Source organism: Pseudomonas sp. FG43 (assembly GCF_057809175.1).
Map to the genome: position 1 here is coordinate 38,160 of NZ_JBMDJL010000017.1, position 16,030 is coordinate 54,189.

Below are 16,030 nucleotides of genomic sequence, written 5' to 3' on the forward strand. Positions count from 1 at the left end.
AGCGAATTCATTCGCGAAAGATGCAACCTGTTACACCTCCATCACTCCGGCTTCTCCAGCTCATCCACCAGCGCCTTGAAGAAGCGCGCCGCCTCGCCTCCCGTTACGGCCCGATGATCGAAGGTCAGTGACAGCGGCAGGATCGGGTGGATAACAACCTCTCCGTTCATGGCCACCGGCTCTTCACGAATGCCACCCGCACCAATGATTGCGACTTGCGGCGGTACGACAATCGGATTGGCGTAACGCCCGAACAGGGTGCCGAAGTTGGACAGGGTGATGGTTGCGCCCATCATTTCCTGCGGCGGGATGGAGCGGGCTTTTACGTCCGCTCGCAATCGGCTCATGCCCTCTTTCAGGTCAGCCGCCGTTCGGTTGCCCACATCTCGCAGCACCGGTACGAACAAGCCATCGGGCGTGTCCACGGCGATACCCAGGTTGAGGGTTTCATGCTGCTTGATCGACAGGGATTTGCCGTCGAACCAGCTATTGAGCACCGGTTCCACCTTGCAGGCTTCGGCCATGGCCTTGCCCAAGCGGATCAATGGATCACGAGCCTGCGCCCAGCGATGCAAGTCGGCATCACCAAAGATGGTCACCGGCACCACTTCGGCATGGGACTTGGCCATGTTCAGCGCCATGCTGCGCCGCACACCGCGCAAGCGCTGGCCGCCAAAGCGGTCGCGTTCGATCTGTGCCGCCCGTTCGACATCGGCGCGAGTGATCAGGCCGTTATTGCCTGAGCCAGCCAGGGCATTCAATTCCACACCCAGTTGCCGGGCCAGTTGGCGCACTGCGGGCGTGGCTTTTACGGACAGATGTTCACGGGTCGAAGGCGCTGCACCGACACAGAACTGATCGTCCTGGCTGCCACCACCTTCAAGGCGTCCGACTACGGTGCCCGCATCGCCCTCGCCTTCAAAGGCCATCAGGGGTTCGCCCACATGCAGAACATCGCCGTCGCCGCCAAACAGCTTGGCCACCACGCCGTCATAAGGTGCGGGGATATCGACGATGGCCTTGGCAGTTTCCACCGAAACCACCAGTTGATCGGCATGTACGGTGTCACCTTCCTTGACGTGCCACTGAACCACTTCCGCTTCTTGCAGACCTTCGCCCAGATCGGGCAGTTTGAAATATTTCATCGCAAGCCTCCTTGGGCATCAGGCGAAATCGAGCACGGTGTCGCAGGCATGCAGAATGTCTTCAACTGCCGGGATATAGAGCTGTTCCAGCCGGTACAACGGCGGTGGAATATCCGGGGCAGTGACACGCTGGATGGGTGCCTGCAGATCCATGAAGGCCCGCTCGTAAAGGCTGGCGGCGATTTCAGAACCGACGGCACATGAACGCGGTGCTTCGTGGATGATCACGCAGCGCCCGGTCTTGCGCACGGAGGCTTCAAGGGTGTCGAGGTCCAGGGGTTTGACGCAGGCCACATCGATGACTTCTGCCGAAACACCGCGCTCGGCCAGCGCACTGGCAGCCTGCAGGGTTTCATGCACACTGGCGCCCCAACTGATCAGGGTGATGTCGCTGCCTTCACGCAAGGTGAAACAGCTATCCAGCGGCAAACGCTTGCCGTCATCGACAAGGGGTTGCGGGTTCATGCGATAGAGCCGGGTCGGCTCCAGGAAGATCACCGGATCGGGGTCGTCGATGGCCGCCAGCAACAATCCATAGACGCGGGCGGGTGACGAAGGGATGACGACTCGCAAGCCTGGTACGTGAGCGAACATGGCTTCGGTGCTTTCGCTGTGATGCTCGGGAGCACGAATCCCCGCGCCCATTGGCGTGCGCAGCACCATCGGGCAGGAAAGGCGCCCACGGGTGCGATTACGGATGCGGCTGGCGTGGGAAACCAGATGTTCCATGGCCGCATAGATAAAGCCCATGAACTGGATTTCCACCACGGGTTTCAAACCCTGAGCCGCCATGCCGACCACCAGGCCACCGAGCATGGTTTCAGCCAGTGGCGAGTCGATCACGCGCTTGAAACCGAAGCTGTCACGCAGCCCCTGAGTCGCGCGGAACACGCCGCCATTCACTCCGACGTCTTCGCCCAGCACCACAACGTTTTCATCTTCGGCCATGGCCCGGTGCATCGCCAGGTTCACAGCTTCCAGCAGACTGACTTTTTCATTGGCCATGATGATCACCTCCGGCTCGCCGTGCAGCACGTTCCATGAACCACTCATGCTGTTCCGCCAGCGCGGCGGGCCATTTGGCGTAGACGTGTTGCATGACGGACTCGGGAGACTGGGTGCCGGTGCTTTCAAATACTTCTACCGCCATTTGCACCAGGCCCTGACACTCGCTGATCAGGGTCTGCTCGCGCCCTTCGTCCCACACGCCCTGGCTGACCATATAGGATTGCAGCCGTTTGACGGGCTCTTCCAGCCAGGCCTGCTTGACCTCTTCGCCGGAACGATAGCGGGTTGCGTCGTCGGCGGTGGTGTGGTCGCCGAGTCGGTAGCTCAGGCATTCGAGCAATACCGGACCTTTACCTTTGCGCGCCCGTTCAAGGGCAATCTGAATGCGGTCGTAGACGGCGACGATGTCGTTGCCATCGACCTGCTCACCATGGAACCCCGCTCCAATGGCCTTTTGAGCCAGGGTCGGCGCGCCGCACTGAATGCGCCGGGGAACGGAAATCGCCCATTGGTTGTTGTTGACGACAAACACCACCGGCAATTGCCAGGCGCCCGCGACATTGAGGGCTTCGAGAAAATCGCCCTTGCTGGTCGCGCCATCGCCACAGGTGGTAACAGCCACGCGATGTTCGCCTCTGATCTTGAACGCACTGGCTACACCGCAGGCATGCAAGGCCTGGGTTGCAATCGGTACGCACAGGGGAAAGTCCTGGGCCACGGCAGGTTCGGCATAGGCGCTGCCTCGTTCGTCTCCGCCCCAGTAAAGAAGGATTTCTTCCATGCGCACGCCACGCATCAGTTGCACGGCGGTGTCACGGTAATAAGGAACCAGTACGTCTTCAGGATGCATCAGGCTGCCAATGGCAACACCAATGGCTTCCTGGCCAAGGGTTGGCGCGTAGGTGCCGATGCGGCCGGTGCGTTGCAGGGCGACGGCTTTCTGGTCGAAAAGCCGGGTCAGCACCATTTGCCGGTAAAGGCGGGTCAGCAGGTTGAAATCATCGGCCCAAGGGGGAAGCTCTCCGGTCAAACGACCGTCGGGGGCCAGGTAACGGGTGTACGCAAGCTCGATCTTATTGGACATTCGCTACTCCTATCACGCGGGGTATGCGTGATGATCATGACTCGCGGCTTTTGGCTGCGAAGATCAGGTCGAAAGGCACCGGGATGGTGGGCCGTCATTCGACATTCAACAGGCGTTCTGCCAATTCATCGGCGATACACGCGGGTGAGCGCTTTTCGGCCTGAGAATGGGCATACACCTCCGTCAATCGTAGTCCGATTCGTAAAAGATGCGCGGTGATAGCGTTCTGATTTTCTCCTTTGTGTTTGAGTGCTACATAAATGAGCCCGCCGGAGTTGATGACATAGTCCGGCGCATAAAGAATACCGCGTGCTTCAAGCTGCTCCGCGACCTGCAGACTGCTCAACTGGTTATTGGCGGCACCGGCCACGGCAGCGCAACGCAGTTGCGGCACACTCTGGCAGTTCAAGGCGCTGCCCAGAGCACAAGGCGCCAGGATGTCGCAAGGCGTGCTCATCAGAGCCTCGCACGCGACAGGGTGAGCACCGAACTGCTCCATCGCCAGTTGCACCTTGCCGCTGTCCAGATCGCTGACCAACAGATCGGCACCTGCCGCATGAAGCATTTCAGCCAGGGCGTAGCCCACATGACCCAGCCCCTGAATCGCAACGCGCAAACCTTCGAGATTATCGCTGCCCAGACGCGCCATGGCCGTGGTGCGAATACCTGCGAAGACGCCCATGGCGGTATAGGGTGAAGGGTCCCCGGATTCGCTGGTGCTGGTGACATGGCGGGTATGCAGGGCAATGCAGTCCATATCTTCGCTGGAAGTGCCGCTGTCCACAGCCGTGATGTAACGACCATCCAGGGTTTCAATGAAGCGGCCAAAGGATTCAAAGACAGCAGCACGACTGTAGAGGTGTGGAGGCCGCATGATCACCGCTTTCCCGCCCCCCAGAGGCAAGCCGGCGAGAACCGCTTTGTAGCTCATGCTTCTTGCCAACTGGATAGCATCTTCGATGGCGCTCTCTTCATCTGGATAGGTCATATAACGACATCCACCCAGAGCTGGCCCCAGGCGGCTGTTATGAATCGCGATGACAGCCTTGAGACCTGTCTGCGGGTCGCAGACCAGATGAAGAGCTTCGGTACGTGACCGTTGCATGAGAGCAAACATTTAATAGTGCTCCCCGGTTCTTGTTAATAAAGCGAGTATAGGCGCTACCGGGGAAAGCAACTGACCATTCAGGCATATGCAAGCACCGCTGGACGAAAGCCGCAGCCAGGGTTAAAAAAGGCATGGTTGTGAGTGTTTCAGACGAACGAGCCCACACGGAGTGGCCAATGACTCCACGACAAAATTGCATGGCGTGCCTGCAACGCACACCACCCTCAGTGTTCGAGGCCGCGTTATGGATTTCGGCCGAGCATGAGCCACAGTTCTTGCCTCATCTGGCGACAGAAGAGATCAACCAGTTGCAGCGCCAGCTCAGTGCAGCCCTGCCGGTCTTGCCTGAGTCGGAACTGGCGCAGCCCTTGTTGCGGCAGCTCAACAGCCTTGGGTTCAAGCAGGACGACTGGAACCCTCCCAAGCCGGAATCGGCCCTGCTGCACAAGATCGTGCAACGCCGTCAGGGCCAGCCACTGGGGATTGCGCTGATTGCGATGGAGCTGGCCAGGCGCCTTAACATCACGCTGGAGGGCGTCAACTTCCCCGGGCATTTTCTGCTGCGCGTGCCGGGTGCCGATCACCTGCTGGACCCTTGCAGCGGGCGCCGGCTTTATCCCAAGGATTGCCGTGAACTGCTGGTGCGCCAATTCGGGCCGGACATGCAACTGCGGGTCGAGCACATGGCCCGTGCCACCCCCCTGGATATGTTGCAGCGCATGTCACGTAACTTGCGCCATTTGCATCTGGTCAATGACAACTTCATTGCCGCACTCAAGGATGCCGACCGGATAGTCGAACTGGGCCATGCAACCAGCCACGACCACCTGGCTCGCGCCGGCCTGTATCAGACCCTTGAATGCCCGCAGGCCGAACGCTTCGACCTGGAGCATGCACTGCTACTGAGTAACGATCCTGTACAACGGCTCAAGGTGATGGAGAGGCTGAGCCAACTACCGCCCAACAGTGCATTTCATTGACGGCAGGGCCTGATATTTTTACTTGTCAGGCCTCGGAATCAAGGGAGGCCTTCCGAGTTTCTCTGCTTCCTTGATTTTCATCACCTCCATGCTCGTGCCGGTGGTAGCAAAGGTGTACAGGTTCTGCATGACATGGATGGCCTTGACGTAATCGGGCAGCAGAATCTGTGCATAAGGGTCGCCCATCAAGGCCTTGCTTTTCATCTCGGCAATTCGTTCGGCAAAAAACTCCAGAGCATTTATTTGCTTGTCCGGGTTTACAACTTTGCCCTTCTTGTCGAACTCGTCCCCGGTACGGCTCAAGAGCTCTGCCGTGTGATTATCGATCAACCCGCCGTTATAAAGCCTCATACCCGCCCTCGTCAGTTCCTTGGGCGTGATCTGCTCGGGATTGAAGCCCTTGAAAAGCGGCTTCATGCCTCTTTTTTCCATCACCAGCAGGCTGATGGCACCAAAGTTCGTGCTGCTGGCCTCGCTCAGGATCTGGCTGACCTGGGGCGCGTTTATCTTGGGGGCTTCTTTCTTGGGAGGTGCTTTTATAGAAAACTGTGGCAGGTTGCCAACAATAGACTTTGGCATTTGATACTCCTTATTCATCGAGTGGGCACTCTTTGAATATCGGAGCTGGGGAATATCAATTGATAGCCGGATAAAAATCCATCCGCGTCCTACATATGTAATACATATATCTTACATATCAAAAAGAAAAAGCCTTTCTTGCACTTAAAAGGCGCTGAAATGCATGAACATTCCCGCGCCAATTCAATATAAGGGTCTTACCCCAGATGCTTGATGAACTCCGCCAGCCAGGGCTCGGCATCGCTTTCCGGCGTAACGCTTTCGCTCGCATCCAGACGCAGCATTTCCTGCACCTCAACTGCGCCCAGTTCGGCGAACAACTCGCGTATCTGTTCGCCGCCGCCACAGAAAGTATCGCCATAGCTGGCATCGCCCAGGCCAATCACACCGGCGGGCAGGCCTCTCAGGAAGGCAGGCAGACTGTCACGGAGCTGTGAGTAGATGGGCAGGATATTGTCGGGCAGTTCACCCATGCCAGTCGTTGAGGTCACGGCCAGCAAGGCCTGAGGCTCGAAAGCCTGTAACTCGGCCAGTGTGATGCGCGAGTTGTGCAAGGGTTCATGGCCCGCATCGCGCAGAATCGCGCCTGCATGACGGGCAACCTCTTCGGCCGATCCATAGACCGAGCCGGAAATGATAGCGACTCTCATGACAAATCCTGTGGCAGAGTAAAAGAGTCGGACATTATGCCTTATCGATCCGCCTACTGAGATTGCATTTTGCAGCAGTAGCCTATCCGCTGGACTCCCGCAAAATTTCCGGGAAATATTTTGAACAAAAATGACGAACGGTCAGAACAGAACAGGGAATTTACGGTCTTTCTCCTCATCGTCTACCGGTCCGTACGAGTTCATCATGCAGCCCGATTCCATCCTCACGCAGGCTGAACTGGATTTCATCCAGAGCATGCAGCACAACCCAAGGCTCAACGTACGTGACAGTACGCGCAGCCTGATGGTGAACGGCGGCGTGCAGATCCAGAACCTGCTGACACGTCTGGCGGCCCATGAGCAGGTGACGCTCCACGCACAGTTCGAAGATCAGCAAATGAACTTCCCTCTGCATCTGGTCGAGGATGAGTTTCATGCCTTGCATCTGGAACTCGGCACACCCAGCATCTATGAAGAGGGTCCGCGGGTCCGTCCATGGCGCCTTATCCTCGCGGAGCCCCTTGCACTGGAAACCGAAAAGGGCTCGCTGACTTCACTCTGGATTCATGAGGTGTCTTTCAAGGGTGTCTTGCTTGAGTACCGCAAGCAGAGGAAATTGCCCAAGCAGTTCAGCGCCTGGTTCAATCCACTGGGAAACGCCCCGATTCCGATAAAGGGAACGCTGGAGCGCGTGACTGAAAACGGCATGGGGGCTTATCGACTGAATCAGGACAACAAGGAAGACGCGGAGCGTTTGCTTCGCTACCTGCACAAGCAGCATCAACGCCTGCACCCCACCATGCACCGATAACCTCAGATAGCTTCCTACAGCGTTTTCAGGAACAATCCTTGCTTGTTTTCAAACGAAGCTGACACAGCCCCACCACCCCGGAGCCGTGTCATGTGACTTCCCTACCCGGGAATCTCACTCGTCTATCGGAGATACACAATGTCTACCCATCCCGTCACCTTGATGGTTGCACGCCGCGTTGCCCATGGCCGTTACCAGGAACTCATGACCTGGCTGCATGAAGGCGAACAGCTTGCTACCGATTTTCCCGGCTATCTGGGCTCCGGTGTCCTCGCGCCGCCTCCCGGGGACGATGAATTCCAGATCATTTTCCGCTTCGCCGATGCCGAAACCATGCACGCATGGGAGCACTCAGCCTCTCGACGCTCATGGTTGGTGCGTGGAAGCGGGCTTTTTGCCCAGCCTTCGGAGCGCCGTGTCAGCGGAATCGATGGCTGGTTCGGTACGGCTAACCAACGCCCTCCGCGCTGGAAACAGGCCGTGGCCATCTGGCTGGCCTTCTTCCCCGTCTCGCTGATCTTCAATTTCCTGCTGGGGCCGTTGCTCAGTCATCTGGAACTGGCGCCACGCATCATGATCAGCACCCTGATTCTTACGCCGCTGATGGTTTACTGGTTCATTCCACTGTCTACCCACCTGCTGGCCAGTTGGCTGAACAAGATACCTTCCGCGCCTGAAGCGACAGGTAAATCGGTTGGCAGCAATTGAGATAGCGTTGTGTAAAACTCGGGTTTCAAGAGCTTGCCCGCACTCTTGGCATAACTTCAGTTATGCTTGGGCCTTTGAGTCGGGCAGGTTTTATGCTCGAAAAACCTTGAAGCCAACTGCACCGCATGAATAAAACGATCCTTGTAACCGGCGCCAGCCAACGAGTCGGCCTGGAACTTGCCATACGGTTGGCACAGGCAGGCTATAGCGTCATCAGCGTCAGCCGCACCTTGAAAGAAACCTCGCCTCATCCCGATATCGTGCAGTTTCAAGCCGATCTGGGAGTGGAGCAGGATCGTCTGGCGCTGATCGACTACATCAACTCGAACTACGATGGCCTGCGCGCAATCATCCACAACGCCTCGTTGTGGCTGGACGATAGCCTGGAAAACCTGAACACCATGTTCAAGCTCCACGTCGAAGCGCCTTACCATCTGAACCTGGCATTGGGCCAATTGCTGGCCAGCCCGGAAAAAACCGACATCATCCACATATGCGATGACACCTCGTCTCGTGGCAGCAAAAGCCATATTGCCTATGCCGCCACAAAGGCCGCCCTGCAAAACATGGTGCTGTCGTTCGCCGAGAAATATGCTCCGGACATTCGTGTAAACGCGATCTTGCCGGGGCTGCTGATCCTCAAACCGGACAGCGATGAGGAATATCGACGCCAGACGCTGAAAAAAGCGCTGCTGCAATTCGAGCCTGGCGCAGAGCCCTTGATCGAAGCCGTCTTCTATTTGCTGGAAGCCCGATACACCACAGGAAGCAGTGTCGTCATCAATGGAGGTCGACACTTGAAGAAAGGGAGATCCGGTGAATGACTCATTGCCTCCCCTTGCCCCCTAGCCAACAGAGCCCATCATGACCGAGCAACAACGCCTCGAACTTGAAGCCGCCGCCTTCCGCCGTCTTGTCGCGCACCTGGACAGCCGCAAGGACGTCCAGAATATCGACCTGATGAACCTCTCCGGTTTCTGCCGCAACTGCCTGTCCAAGTGGTACAAGGCCGCTGCCGACGAGAAACAGATCGATGTCAGCCTCGACGAGGCACGCGAAGTGGTTTACGGCATGCCGTACAACGAGTGGAAAGCCCAATACCAGAAAGAAGCCAGCGCCGAACAGAAAGCGGCGTTTGCCAAGGAAACCAAGCATGACTGATCTGAACACCCTGCGTACCAGCCTCAAGAGCGGCGAACACGCCTTTGCCGATACCCTGGCATTCATTGCGGCGGGCTATGACTATCAGCCTCAAGCGTTCAAGAACGGCAGCGTCGAAAACGCAGCCGGCCAGAACGAAGGCTCGTGCAAGACACTGGGCCTGGCCCTGCTGGAAGGTTTGAGTGACGAAGAAACCCTGCTGGCTTTCGGCGAGCACTACCGCTCGGTACAAGCCACGCCAGAAGGCAACGACCACGGCAATATCCGGGCATTGATCGCCCATGGCCTGGCCGGTGTGAAGTTTGAAGGTGAGCCCTTGAAGCGCAAGGGCTGATAACGCCGTAGGAGCGAATTCATTCGCGAAGATTTTCGCGGATAAATCCGCTCCTACGGGGCAGATCAGAACGAAGCGTTCGCCAGACCGTCCAAGTAACGCTCGACATCCAGTGCAGCCATGCAGCCCGCGCCGGCAGAGGTGATGGCCTGACGGTAAACGTGGTCAGCCACATCGCCCGCTGCAAACACACCTTCCACGCTGGTCGCAGTGGCATTGCCTTCACGACCACCCTGCACAACCATGTAGCCGTCTTTCAAGGCCAGTTGACCTTCAAACAGCGAAGTGTTCGGGGTATGGCCGATCGCGATGAACACACCGTCGACTTTCAGCTCGTCACTGGTGCCGTCGTTGTTCTTCAGGCGAGCACCGGTCACGCCCATGTTGTCGCCCAGCACTTCATCCAGGGTTGCGTTCAGCTTGAGTTCGATCTTGCCTTCGGCCACACGAGCGTGAAGTTTGTCGATCAGGATCTTCTCGGCACGGAAAGTCTCGCGACGGTGAACCAGAGTTACCTTGCTGGCGATATTGGCCAGATACAGCGCCTCTTCCACAGCAGTGTTACCACCACCGACCACAGCCACTTCACGGTTGCGATAGAAGAAACCATCGCAGGTGGCGCAAGCGGAAACGCCCTTGCCCATGAACGCTTCTTCCGACGGCAAGCCCAGGTAACGAGCGCTGGCGCCAGTGGCGATGATCAGAGCATCGCAGGTGTAGACCGCGCTGTCGCCAGTGAGGCTGAATGGCTTGCCAGCCAGATCCACGGAATTGATGTGGTCGAACACGATCTCGGTTTCAAAACGCTCGGCATGCTCACGCATACGCTCCATCAATGCTGGACCGGTCAGGCCATGGGGGTCGCCCGGCCAGTTATCGACTTCAGTGGTAGTGGTCAATTGACCACCAGCCTGCATGCCGGTGATCAGCAAAGGCTTGAGGTTGGCACGTGCGGCATAGACCGCAGCGCTGTAACCGGCAGGGCCGGAGCCGAGAATAATCACTCGGGAATGACGTACGTCGGACATGACACACTCCTATCGACCGACCGGTTTGCCGCGGTCGGAACGGCTGGATAAAAAAGGACTGCCGATACACTTGGGGAAGTGCTCTGTAGCTCGGCAATCCTGAAAGTTCTGAAACTGCGAGCCCCTGCCGCAGCAACACATTACGCGCTCTAGATGTTCGACGAGGTCTGGTAATCGGCAACGCCCTGAGGGCCAGCCGTCATGCCTTTTCTACCAGCACCCTCATTGATGACTCCATCAAGAGTTGCAAAGGATAGGTCAAGAAAGTGATGCAGAGCCTATCGGGGTGAAGAAGGGTAAGGAAATATCGATTCACAATCCACCTCATAGTCCACTTCTATGCACAACGGCCATGCCGATACCGCTCAATGAGCCGCTGACAGCCCTTTCAAGCGCCCGGCAAAGTCGGTAAGGTCGAGCGTTTTCCATTTTTCGGAGGCTGCCATGCCCGCCCCTGCCCTCACAGGCCCGCAATACCTGAAAGAAGGCCTGAAACTGGTCCTCAGCCCTGGCCTGCGCCTGTTTGTCCTGCTGCCGCTGAGCATCAACCTGGTGCTGTTCTGTGGCCTGATCTATCTGGCCCTGCATCAGTTCGGCATCTGGGTCGATGCTTTCATGCCGACCTTGCCGCACTGGCTGAGCTTTCTGAACTACATCCTCTGGCCGCTGTTCGTGGCACTGGTGCTGTTTATGGTGTTTTTCACCTTCACCATGATAGCCAACATCATCGCCGCCCCCTTCAATGGCTTTCTATCCGAGAAAGTCGAAGCCGTGATTCGTGGCAAGGATGAATCACCTGACTTCAGTTGGGCCGAACTGGCGGCCATGATCCCCCGCACACTGGCCCGCGAGGCTCGCAAGCTGGGCTACATGCTGCCGCGCATGCTCGGGCTGTTCATTCTGTCCTTCATCCCGGTGGTCAACCTGATCGCCGCCCCGCTCTGGCTGCTCTTCGGGATCTGGATGATGGCTATCCAGTACATCGACTACCCGGCGGACAACCACAAGCTGGGCTGGAACGAAATGCTCGACTGGCTGAAAAGCAAGCGCTGGCAAAGCCTGAGCTTCGGCGGCATCGTTTATCTGGCGTTGCTGGTACCGATGCTCAATATCCTGATGATGCCAGCGGCAGTGGCTGGGGCGACGTTGTTCTGGGTGAGAGAACGCTGATTTTTACAGGAGCGCATGGATGCGCTTCTGAAACCTATAAAAAGAAATATCCTACGCAATGAAAAGAACACGCTTTAACCCCCCCTATAAAACAACTAAAAAAACCACTGGCAATACATTACCGCCATGGGAAAAACCTTGCCGTGATATCAATATAAAACAAGCTGTAGGATCTTTATGTAGGACACTTATTAAAACCCTTTAAACACTAAGCATCGCCCACCGTCAAAAACAAATTATAAAAACTGGCACCCTCTTTGCTCTCCTGCAATAAACCCACAGGAGGCAACACCATGGAAGTCAAAACAAAAACTGCCGCAACACAAACCGCTTACAAACCTGCCGCGCTGGAAAAAATGCCAGAACCGCGCTCCAGCCGTTTTGCCCAGGTTTTCAGTGACGTTAAAAAAGCGGCACAAGGCCCCGGCACGGCAATCATTCCCTCAGCCGCAACGCTGACCCGTCTGGTGCAACCACGATCCACTTACTTCCTGCAGAACATGAGCCCGGAACAAAGGAAGTCCGCCGTCAACGACAAAGACTTCGAGCCCAGGCCGGCAGCGCTGGAAAGAGTGACTAGCCAGCAGAGCCGTCAACTCAAGCACGATGCTGTTTAACCTGAGCGGAGTCGGAAAATGCAAACTCATACCGATTCGCCATTTCCCAATGTCACCTGCTTGGGCCCGCGATCAAAAGCCACGGCTACTGCGCAAACTGAAGAAGGGATGTCATTCAAGCAAGTGTTGGATGCGACTCAGAACGAGGGTTCGATAGTCAGTCAAGGAAAAAGAGACACGTTTCCCAAGGGATCAACATTCCGGTCTGAACTCCTTGACGAGGCCGGCAAGGACCCGACTCAAGCAGCAAAAATGGCATATGAGTACGCTTATAACTCGTTGGTATTTGAGTTATTTGATGTTACTGACTACCCAATCATCCGCTATACCACAACCGGCCAGATAGTCACTGACGAAACAAGATTGTATTTTGCAAAAACGATGTCTTCAGTGCAAAAGCTTCGCGGAGAACTTTACGAAACAGAGCTTTTTAAAGGTACACCACCTGCGAAAATCCTAGAGAAAATCCTGGATTTCAATGACAGCCTTCCTCAGAAGTTCAAAGACATGGCCCACTGGTAGCAAGCCATCCCCCTCTCAGATTGAGAGGGGGATAGTGATTACCAATCTACTGTAATGCGGCCAAATTGCCCGGCGACAGGCACAGGGCCTGCACCACTCACCTTGATTGAATAATAAAAACCTCTATTGGCAAGCTGACCTCTAAAAACCTGGGTAGAGCCGACACGCATACGAGAAATATCAATGCAGTTATTGACCTGACACAATTTAACCTCCAACCCTCGCGGCCATCCCGTCACATTCCAGTTCCAACTGACATTCTTGATCCACGCACCTTCTGGCGGCGCTCCGCGCAATGGAATATTGGCAGTATAAAGATACCCTCGTGAATGAACCGTTGGTAAATTCACCGAGGACTGATAGCTACCAGCCATGGCCATTTCTACATACCCTGAAAGCGCCAGCACAATTCCCAAGGCCGAGCGAATCCACTTCAACTTTTTATAGTCAACTTTCATTTCATGCTTCCTTATTTTTCACATCAAGAAGGCATCACCGGTATACCCGGCTTACCGCCTTCGCCTATCGAACTTGAAACTCGATAGCCTGACGTTATTCAGAAAGCACTCGACTTCAACACTCAATCAAATACATTGAACACTTACAGAAAAAACCTACGCCTTTGCCAGATCAAAACTCCGCACAATGTAGTACCTATAAAAAACAAACTTTACCTTTGTTGAAATCTCCTATTTGCTCTTAAAAGGAGACCTCATACAGCCGACTTTCTTTAACCTTCAAACTCCCCCGTCACAAATCCATCACCCAAAAGCCACATAACCGACATGCAACAAGCCGAGACTGCTCTCATGAGCAAAATCCTGCATGTCACTCTTATCACTGAAACCTTCACTCCCGAGATCAATGGCGTCGCCAATACGTTGGGGCGGCTGTGTGACGGGTTGCGTTTGCGCGGGCATCAGGTCGAGCTGATTCGGCCTCGCCAGAGTGATGAGGCAGGTTTTACTGCGGCCGACGATCTGATGCTGTGCCGGGGATGGCCGATACCGGGTTATCCGGGTTTGCAATGGGGCCAGTCTTCGATGCACAAGCTGTTGCGCCGTTGGCAGCGGCGGCGCCCGGACGTGTTGTATATCGCCACCGAAGGGCCGCTGGGGCTTTCTGCATTGCGAGCGGCCAGGCGGTTGGGGATTGCGGTGATCAGTGGCTTTCATACCAATTTCCCGCAATACACGCAGCAATACGGCATGGGGTTCATCACCCGCTTGCTGACCCACTATCTGCGCTGGTTCCACAATCGCTCGCGCATGACGCTTGTCCCCAGTATCAGCCAGAAGATGGAGCTGGAGCGGCGTGGTTTCGAGCGGATCGAGTTGTTGTCTCGCGGCGTGGACAGCCAGTTGTTTCATCCTTCCAGACGCTCGCAGGCGCTTCGCGAAAGTTGGGGGTTGCAGGTGGGTGATACCGCCATCCTGCATGTCGGCAGGCTGGCACCGGAAAAGAACCTCGGCTTGCTCAAGACGTGCTTCGAGACACTGAAAGAGAGCTATCCGCGGCGCACCCTGAAACTGATTGTGGTCGGAGACGGGCCGCAACGTGCCACTCTGGAACAGCAGATACCCGATGCGATTTTCTGCGGGGCGCAGCGCGGCGAGGCGCTGGCAGCGCATTACGCATCCGGCGATCTGTTTCTTTTTCCAAGCCTGACCGAGACATTCGGCAATGTCGTGCTTGAGGCGCTGGCATCAGGGCTTGGTGTGGTCGCCTACGACGAGGCGGCTGCCGGGCAGCATATTCGTCACGGTCACAATGGCGCGCTGGCCATGCCCGGTGATGAGGAAGCGTTCATTGATGCCGCACACTGGCTGATAGAGGACAGTGAAGCCCTGCGCAGGGTACGTCTGAATGCTCGCAAGCATGCAAGTCGTCAGGGCTGGACGGCGATCATCGATCAGTTCGAGCAGCAGTTGTTCAGCGCTTGCCCGGCCAACGATGCACAGGCCAAAGGCCAGACCGTCAAATCCATTTCGGGCTGAATGCCGGGCAAACGCAGTACGATGACGTCAGGCCAGAGCCTTTTCGATTGCCTGAATAACGGCAGGATCATCCGGCGCCATGCGTGGTGAAAAACGGGCAATCACGCCACCATTGCGACCGACCAGAAACTTCTCGAAGTTCCAGGTGATATCGCCAGGAAACTCGGCCCCCTCGCCAGCCAGCAGACGGTACAGCGGGTGACGTTGCGCCCCGTTGACTTCCAGCTTCTCGCCCAGCGCAAAGGTCACGCCGTAATTGAGTTCGCAGAAGGCCTGAATGTCCTGCTCGGAGCCAGGTTCCTGTCCGGCAAACTGATTGCACGGCAGGCCCAGAATGCTGAAGCCTTTGTCCTTGTACAGCTGATAAAGGCTTTCAAGCGCCGCATATTGTGGTGTAAGCCCACACTTGGAGGCCACATTGACGACCAGAACCACTTTGTTCTTCAAAGGCGCCAGAGGCAGTTCCTGCCCGTTCAGCGCCTTCAGTGTGATGTCGTGAAAAGCACTCATGAAATCCTCCCCCCTGAAGCCCGAGCGAACCAAAAAGGCGCCGTGGCAGACCGCGTAACGAAAGTCGTCATCGCAGAACAGCCAGAGCGCCCTTGTCAGTTACCTGAGCTTAGCAGCACAAATCAGTGCTGATGACCGCCTTCGCCATGAATGTGGCCATGAGCCAGTTCTTCTTGGCTGGCATCACGGATGCTCACGATCTTGACTTCGAAATTCAGGCGCTGACCCGCCAGCGGGTGGTTGCCATCAACGGTAACATCGTCGCCATCCAGGTCGCGAATGGTCACGATCTGCATGCTGCCGTCAGGGCCCGAAGCGTGGAACTGCATGCCGACTTCAAGTTCATCGACACCTTCGAACATGCTGCGGTTCAGAGTGCTGACCAGTTCGGCAGAGTATTCACCGTAGGCATCTTCAGGCTCGATGGCGACTTTCAGCTCGTCACCGACGTCTTTGCCGACCAGTGCCTTTTCCAGGCCCGGAATGATGTTGCCGGCGCCATGCAGGTAGACCAGCGGAGCACCGCCGGCAGAGCTGTCGATGACCTCACCAGCGTCGTTGGTCAGGGTATAGTCAATAGAGACAGCCTTGTTAGCGGCGATCGGCATGGGACAGGAC

20 protein-coding genes are annotated in these 16,030 nt (G+C 56.4%); 10 read left to right on the forward strand and 10 right to left on the reverse strand.

Features of this window, described 5'->3' with window-relative positions:
- Positions 1–41: 41 nt before the first annotated feature.
- The 4 genes from ACODS3_RS18925 to ACODS3_RS18940 all read right to left on the reverse strand — a co-directional run bounded on the left by ACODS3_RS18925 (position 42) and on the right by ACODS3_RS18940 (position 4,354).
- A complete protein-coding gene (locus tag ACODS3_RS18925; protein ID WP_201006597.1) occupies positions 42–1,145 on the reverse strand; it encodes a dihydrolipoamide acetyltransferase family protein in 1,104 nt (367 codons plus the stop codon).
- A gap of 18 nt (positions 1,146–1,163) precedes the next feature.
- Complete coding sequence (locus ACODS3_RS18930; protein ID WP_489035797.1) at positions 1,164–2,150, reverse strand: alpha-ketoacid dehydrogenase subunit beta; 987 nt, start codon at positions 2,148–2,150, stop codon at positions 1,164–1,166.
- Entirely contained in the window at positions 2,140–3,237 is a 1,098-nt protein-coding gene (pdhA, locus tag ACODS3_RS18935) for a pyruvate dehydrogenase (acetyl-transferring) E1 component subunit alpha (RefSeq protein ID WP_201020017.1), read from the reverse strand. The genes ACODS3_RS18930 and pdhA overlap by 11 nt, the downstream gene beginning before the upstream one ends.
- Positions 3,238–3,331: 94 nt before the next feature.
- Complete coding sequence (locus ACODS3_RS18940; RefSeq protein WP_489035737.1) at positions 3,332–4,354, reverse strand: Leu/Phe/Val dehydrogenase; 1,023 nt, start codon at positions 4,352–4,354, stop codon at positions 3,332–3,334.
- Positions 4,355–4,521: 167 nt separating this feature from the next.
- Here ACODS3_RS18940 and ACODS3_RS18945 point away from each other — a divergent pair, with 167 nt between their 5' ends.
- Positions 4,522–5,325, forward strand: a complete 804-nt coding sequence (locus ACODS3_RS18945; protein WP_201020019.1) for a SirB1 family protein — start codon at positions 4,522–4,524, stop codon at positions 5,323–5,325.
- 18 nt (positions 5,326–5,343) lie between these two features.
- Here the strand turns inward: ACODS3_RS18945 and ACODS3_RS18950 are convergent, their stop codons facing one another.
- Positions 5,344–5,904, reverse strand: coding sequence for a hypothetical protein (locus ACODS3_RS18950; protein ID WP_201020020.1), 561 nt, complete (start codon positions 5,902–5,904; stop codon positions 5,344–5,346).
- 197 nt (positions 5,905–6,101) lie between these two features.
- Positions 6,102–6,554: a flavodoxin gene (locus ACODS3_RS18955; RefSeq protein ID WP_201006592.1), complete on the reverse strand. Its 453-nt coding sequence runs from the start codon at positions 6,552–6,554 to the stop codon at positions 6,102–6,104.
- A 205-nt stretch (positions 6,555–6,759) separates the two neighbouring features.
- Between ACODS3_RS18955 and ACODS3_RS18960 the strand changes: the two genes are divergently transcribed.
- From ACODS3_RS18960 to ACODS3_RS18980, 5 genes are all read left to right on the forward strand, one after another.
- The gene (locus ACODS3_RS18960) at positions 6,760–7,365 is read left to right on the forward strand and encodes a hypothetical protein (protein WP_201020021.1); all 606 of its coding nucleotides are present in this window, start codon (positions 6,760–6,762) and stop codon (positions 7,363–7,365) included.
- 138 nt (positions 7,366–7,503) lie between these two features.
- Positions 7,504–8,073 carry a putative antibiotic biosynthesis monooxygenase gene (locus ACODS3_RS18965; protein ID WP_201020022.1) on the forward strand — a complete coding sequence of 190 codons (570 nt, stop codon included), beginning with the start codon at positions 7,504–7,506 and terminating at the stop codon, positions 8,071–8,073.
- 125 nt (positions 8,074–8,198) lie between these two features.
- Positions 8,199–8,897, forward strand: a complete 699-nt coding sequence (gene folM, locus ACODS3_RS18970) for a dihydromonapterin reductase (RefSeq protein WP_201020023.1) — start codon at positions 8,199–8,201, stop codon at positions 8,895–8,897.
- Positions 8,898–8,937: 40 nt separating this feature from the next.
- On the forward strand, positions 8,938–9,234 hold the full coding sequence (locus ACODS3_RS18975; RefSeq protein WP_025258657.1) for a DUF1244 domain-containing protein: 297 nt from the start codon (positions 8,938–8,940) through the stop codon (positions 9,232–9,234).
- Positions 9,227–9,568, forward strand: a complete 342-nt coding sequence (locus ACODS3_RS18980) for a HopJ type III effector protein (protein WP_221577978.1) — start codon at positions 9,227–9,229, stop codon at positions 9,566–9,568. The genes ACODS3_RS18975 and ACODS3_RS18980 overlap by 8 nt, the downstream gene beginning before the upstream one ends.
- A 65-nt stretch (positions 9,569–9,633) precedes the next feature.
- Here ACODS3_RS18980 and trxB read toward each other — a convergent pair whose 3' ends face one another.
- The gene (gene trxB / locus ACODS3_RS18985; RefSeq protein WP_304575804.1) at positions 9,634–10,596 is read right to left on the reverse strand and encodes a thioredoxin-disulfide reductase; all 963 of its coding nucleotides are present in this window, start codon (positions 10,594–10,596) and stop codon (positions 9,634–9,636) included.
- A 444-nt stretch (positions 10,597–11,040) separates the two neighbouring features.
- Between trxB and cysZ the strand changes: the two genes are divergently transcribed.
- From cysZ to ACODS3_RS19000, 3 genes are all read left to right on the forward strand, one after another.
- A complete protein-coding gene (gene cysZ / locus ACODS3_RS18990) occupies positions 11,041–11,766 on the forward strand; it encodes a sulfate transporter CysZ (RefSeq protein ID WP_201020026.1) in 726 nt (241 codons plus the stop codon).
- A gap of 293 nt (positions 11,767–12,059) precedes the next feature.
- Entirely contained in the window at positions 12,060–12,383 is a 324-nt protein-coding gene (locus ACODS3_RS18995) for a hypothetical protein (protein WP_304575803.1), read from the forward strand.
- A gap of 18 nt (positions 12,384–12,401) precedes the next feature.
- Positions 12,402–12,905, forward strand: a complete 504-nt coding sequence (locus tag ACODS3_RS19000; protein ID WP_489035740.1) for a hypothetical protein — start codon at positions 12,402–12,404, stop codon at positions 12,903–12,905.
- Between the two features lie 38 nt (positions 12,906–12,943).
- Here ACODS3_RS19000 and ACODS3_RS19005 read toward each other — a convergent pair whose 3' ends face one another.
- Positions 12,944–13,363, reverse strand: a complete 420-nt coding sequence (locus tag ACODS3_RS19005; protein WP_489035742.1) for a flagellar protein FlhE — start codon at positions 13,361–13,363, stop codon at positions 12,944–12,946.
- Between the two features lie 351 nt (positions 13,364–13,714).
- Here ACODS3_RS19005 and ACODS3_RS19010 point away from each other — a divergent pair, with 351 nt between their 5' ends.
- Positions 13,715–14,902, forward strand: a complete 1,188-nt coding sequence (locus ACODS3_RS19010; RefSeq protein WP_201020028.1) for a glycosyltransferase family 4 protein — start codon at positions 13,715–13,717, stop codon at positions 14,900–14,902.
- 27 nt (positions 14,903–14,929) lie between these two features.
- On the opposite strand, the gene ACODS3_RS19015 is transcribed toward ACODS3_RS19010, so the two are convergent.
- Both ACODS3_RS19015 and ACODS3_RS19020 read right to left on the reverse strand, forming a co-directional pair.
- Positions 14,930–15,412, reverse strand: a complete 483-nt coding sequence (locus ACODS3_RS19015; protein ID WP_201006571.1) for a glutathione peroxidase — start codon at positions 15,410–15,412, stop codon at positions 14,930–14,932.
- 122 nt (positions 15,413–15,534) lie between these two features.
- Entirely contained in the window at positions 15,535–16,020 is a 486-nt protein-coding gene (locus tag ACODS3_RS19020) for an FKBP-type peptidyl-prolyl cis-trans isomerase (protein ID WP_201006570.1), read from the reverse strand.
- Positions 16,021–16,030: the final 10 nt, after the last annotated feature.

Bases quoted from the DNA above. Each gene is read 5' to 3' on its own strand.
- ACODS3_RS18950 (WP_201020020.1), bottom strand. From the start codon at position 5,904: ATGCCAAAGTCTATTGTTGGCAACCTGCCACAGTTTTCTATAAAAGCA.
- ACODS3_RS19015 (WP_201006571.1), bottom strand. From the start codon at position 15,412: ATGAGTGCTTTTCACGACATCACACTGAAGGCGCTGAACGGGCAGGAA.
- cysZ (WP_201020026.1), top strand. From the start codon at position 11,041: ATGCCCGCCCCTGCCCTCACAGGCCCGCAATACCTGAAAGAAGGCCTG.
- ACODS3_RS19005 (WP_489035742.1), bottom strand. From the start codon at position 13,363: ATGAAAGTTGACTATAAAAAGTTGAAGTGGATTCGCTCGGCCTTGGGA.
- ACODS3_RS19000 (WP_489035740.1), top strand. From the start codon at position 12,402: ATGCAAACTCATACCGATTCGCCATTTCCCAATGTCACCTGCTTGGGC.
- ACODS3_RS19010 (WP_201020028.1), top strand. From the start codon at position 13,715: ATGAGCAAAATCCTGCATGTCACTCTTATCACTGAAACCTTCACTCCC.
- ACODS3_RS18965 (WP_201020022.1), top strand. From the start codon at position 7,504: ATGTCTACCCATCCCGTCACCTTGATGGTTGCACGCCGCGTTGCCCAT.
- pdhA (WP_201020017.1), bottom strand. From the start codon at position 3,237: ATGTCCAATAAGATCGAGCTTGCGTACACCCGTTACCTGGCCCCCGAC.
- ACODS3_RS19020 (WP_201006570.1), bottom strand. From the start codon at position 16,020: ATGCCGATCGCCGCTAACAAGGCTGTCTCTATTGACTATACCCTGACC.
- ACODS3_RS18980 (WP_221577978.1), top strand. From the start codon at position 9,227: ATGACTGATCTGAACACCCTGCGTACCAGCCTCAAGAGCGGCGAACAC.
- ACODS3_RS18955 (WP_201006592.1), bottom strand. From the start codon at position 6,554: ATGAGAGTCGCTATCATTTCCGGCTCGGTCTATGGATCGGCCGAAGAG.
- ACODS3_RS18945 (WP_201020019.1), top strand. From the start codon at position 4,522: ATGACTCCACGACAAAATTGCATGGCGTGCCTGCAACGCACACCACCC.
- ACODS3_RS18975 (WP_025258657.1), top strand. From the start codon at position 8,938: ATGACCGAGCAACAACGCCTCGAACTTGAAGCCGCCGCCTTCCGCCGT.
- ACODS3_RS18940 (WP_489035737.1), bottom strand. From the start codon at position 4,354: ATGTTTGCTCTCATGCAACGGTCACGTACCGAAGCTCTTCATCTGGTC.
- folM (WP_201020023.1), top strand. From the start codon at position 8,199: ATGAATAAAACGATCCTTGTAACCGGCGCCAGCCAACGAGTCGGCCTG.
- ACODS3_RS18995 (WP_304575803.1), top strand. From the start codon at position 12,060: ATGGAAGTCAAAACAAAAACTGCCGCAACACAAACCGCTTACAAACCT.
- ACODS3_RS18930 (WP_489035797.1), bottom strand. From the start codon at position 2,150: ATGGCCAATGAAAAAGTCAGTCTGCTGGAAGCTGTGAACCTGGCGATG.
- trxB (WP_304575804.1), bottom strand. From the start codon at position 10,596: ATGTCCGACGTACGTCATTCCCGAGTGATTATTCTCGGCTCCGGCCCT.
- ACODS3_RS18960 (WP_201020021.1), top strand. From the start codon at position 6,760: ATGCAGCCCGATTCCATCCTCACGCAGGCTGAACTGGATTTCATCCAG.
- ACODS3_RS18925 (WP_201006597.1), bottom strand. From the start codon at position 1,145: ATGAAATATTTCAAACTGCCCGATCTGGGCGAAGGTCTGCAAGAAGCG.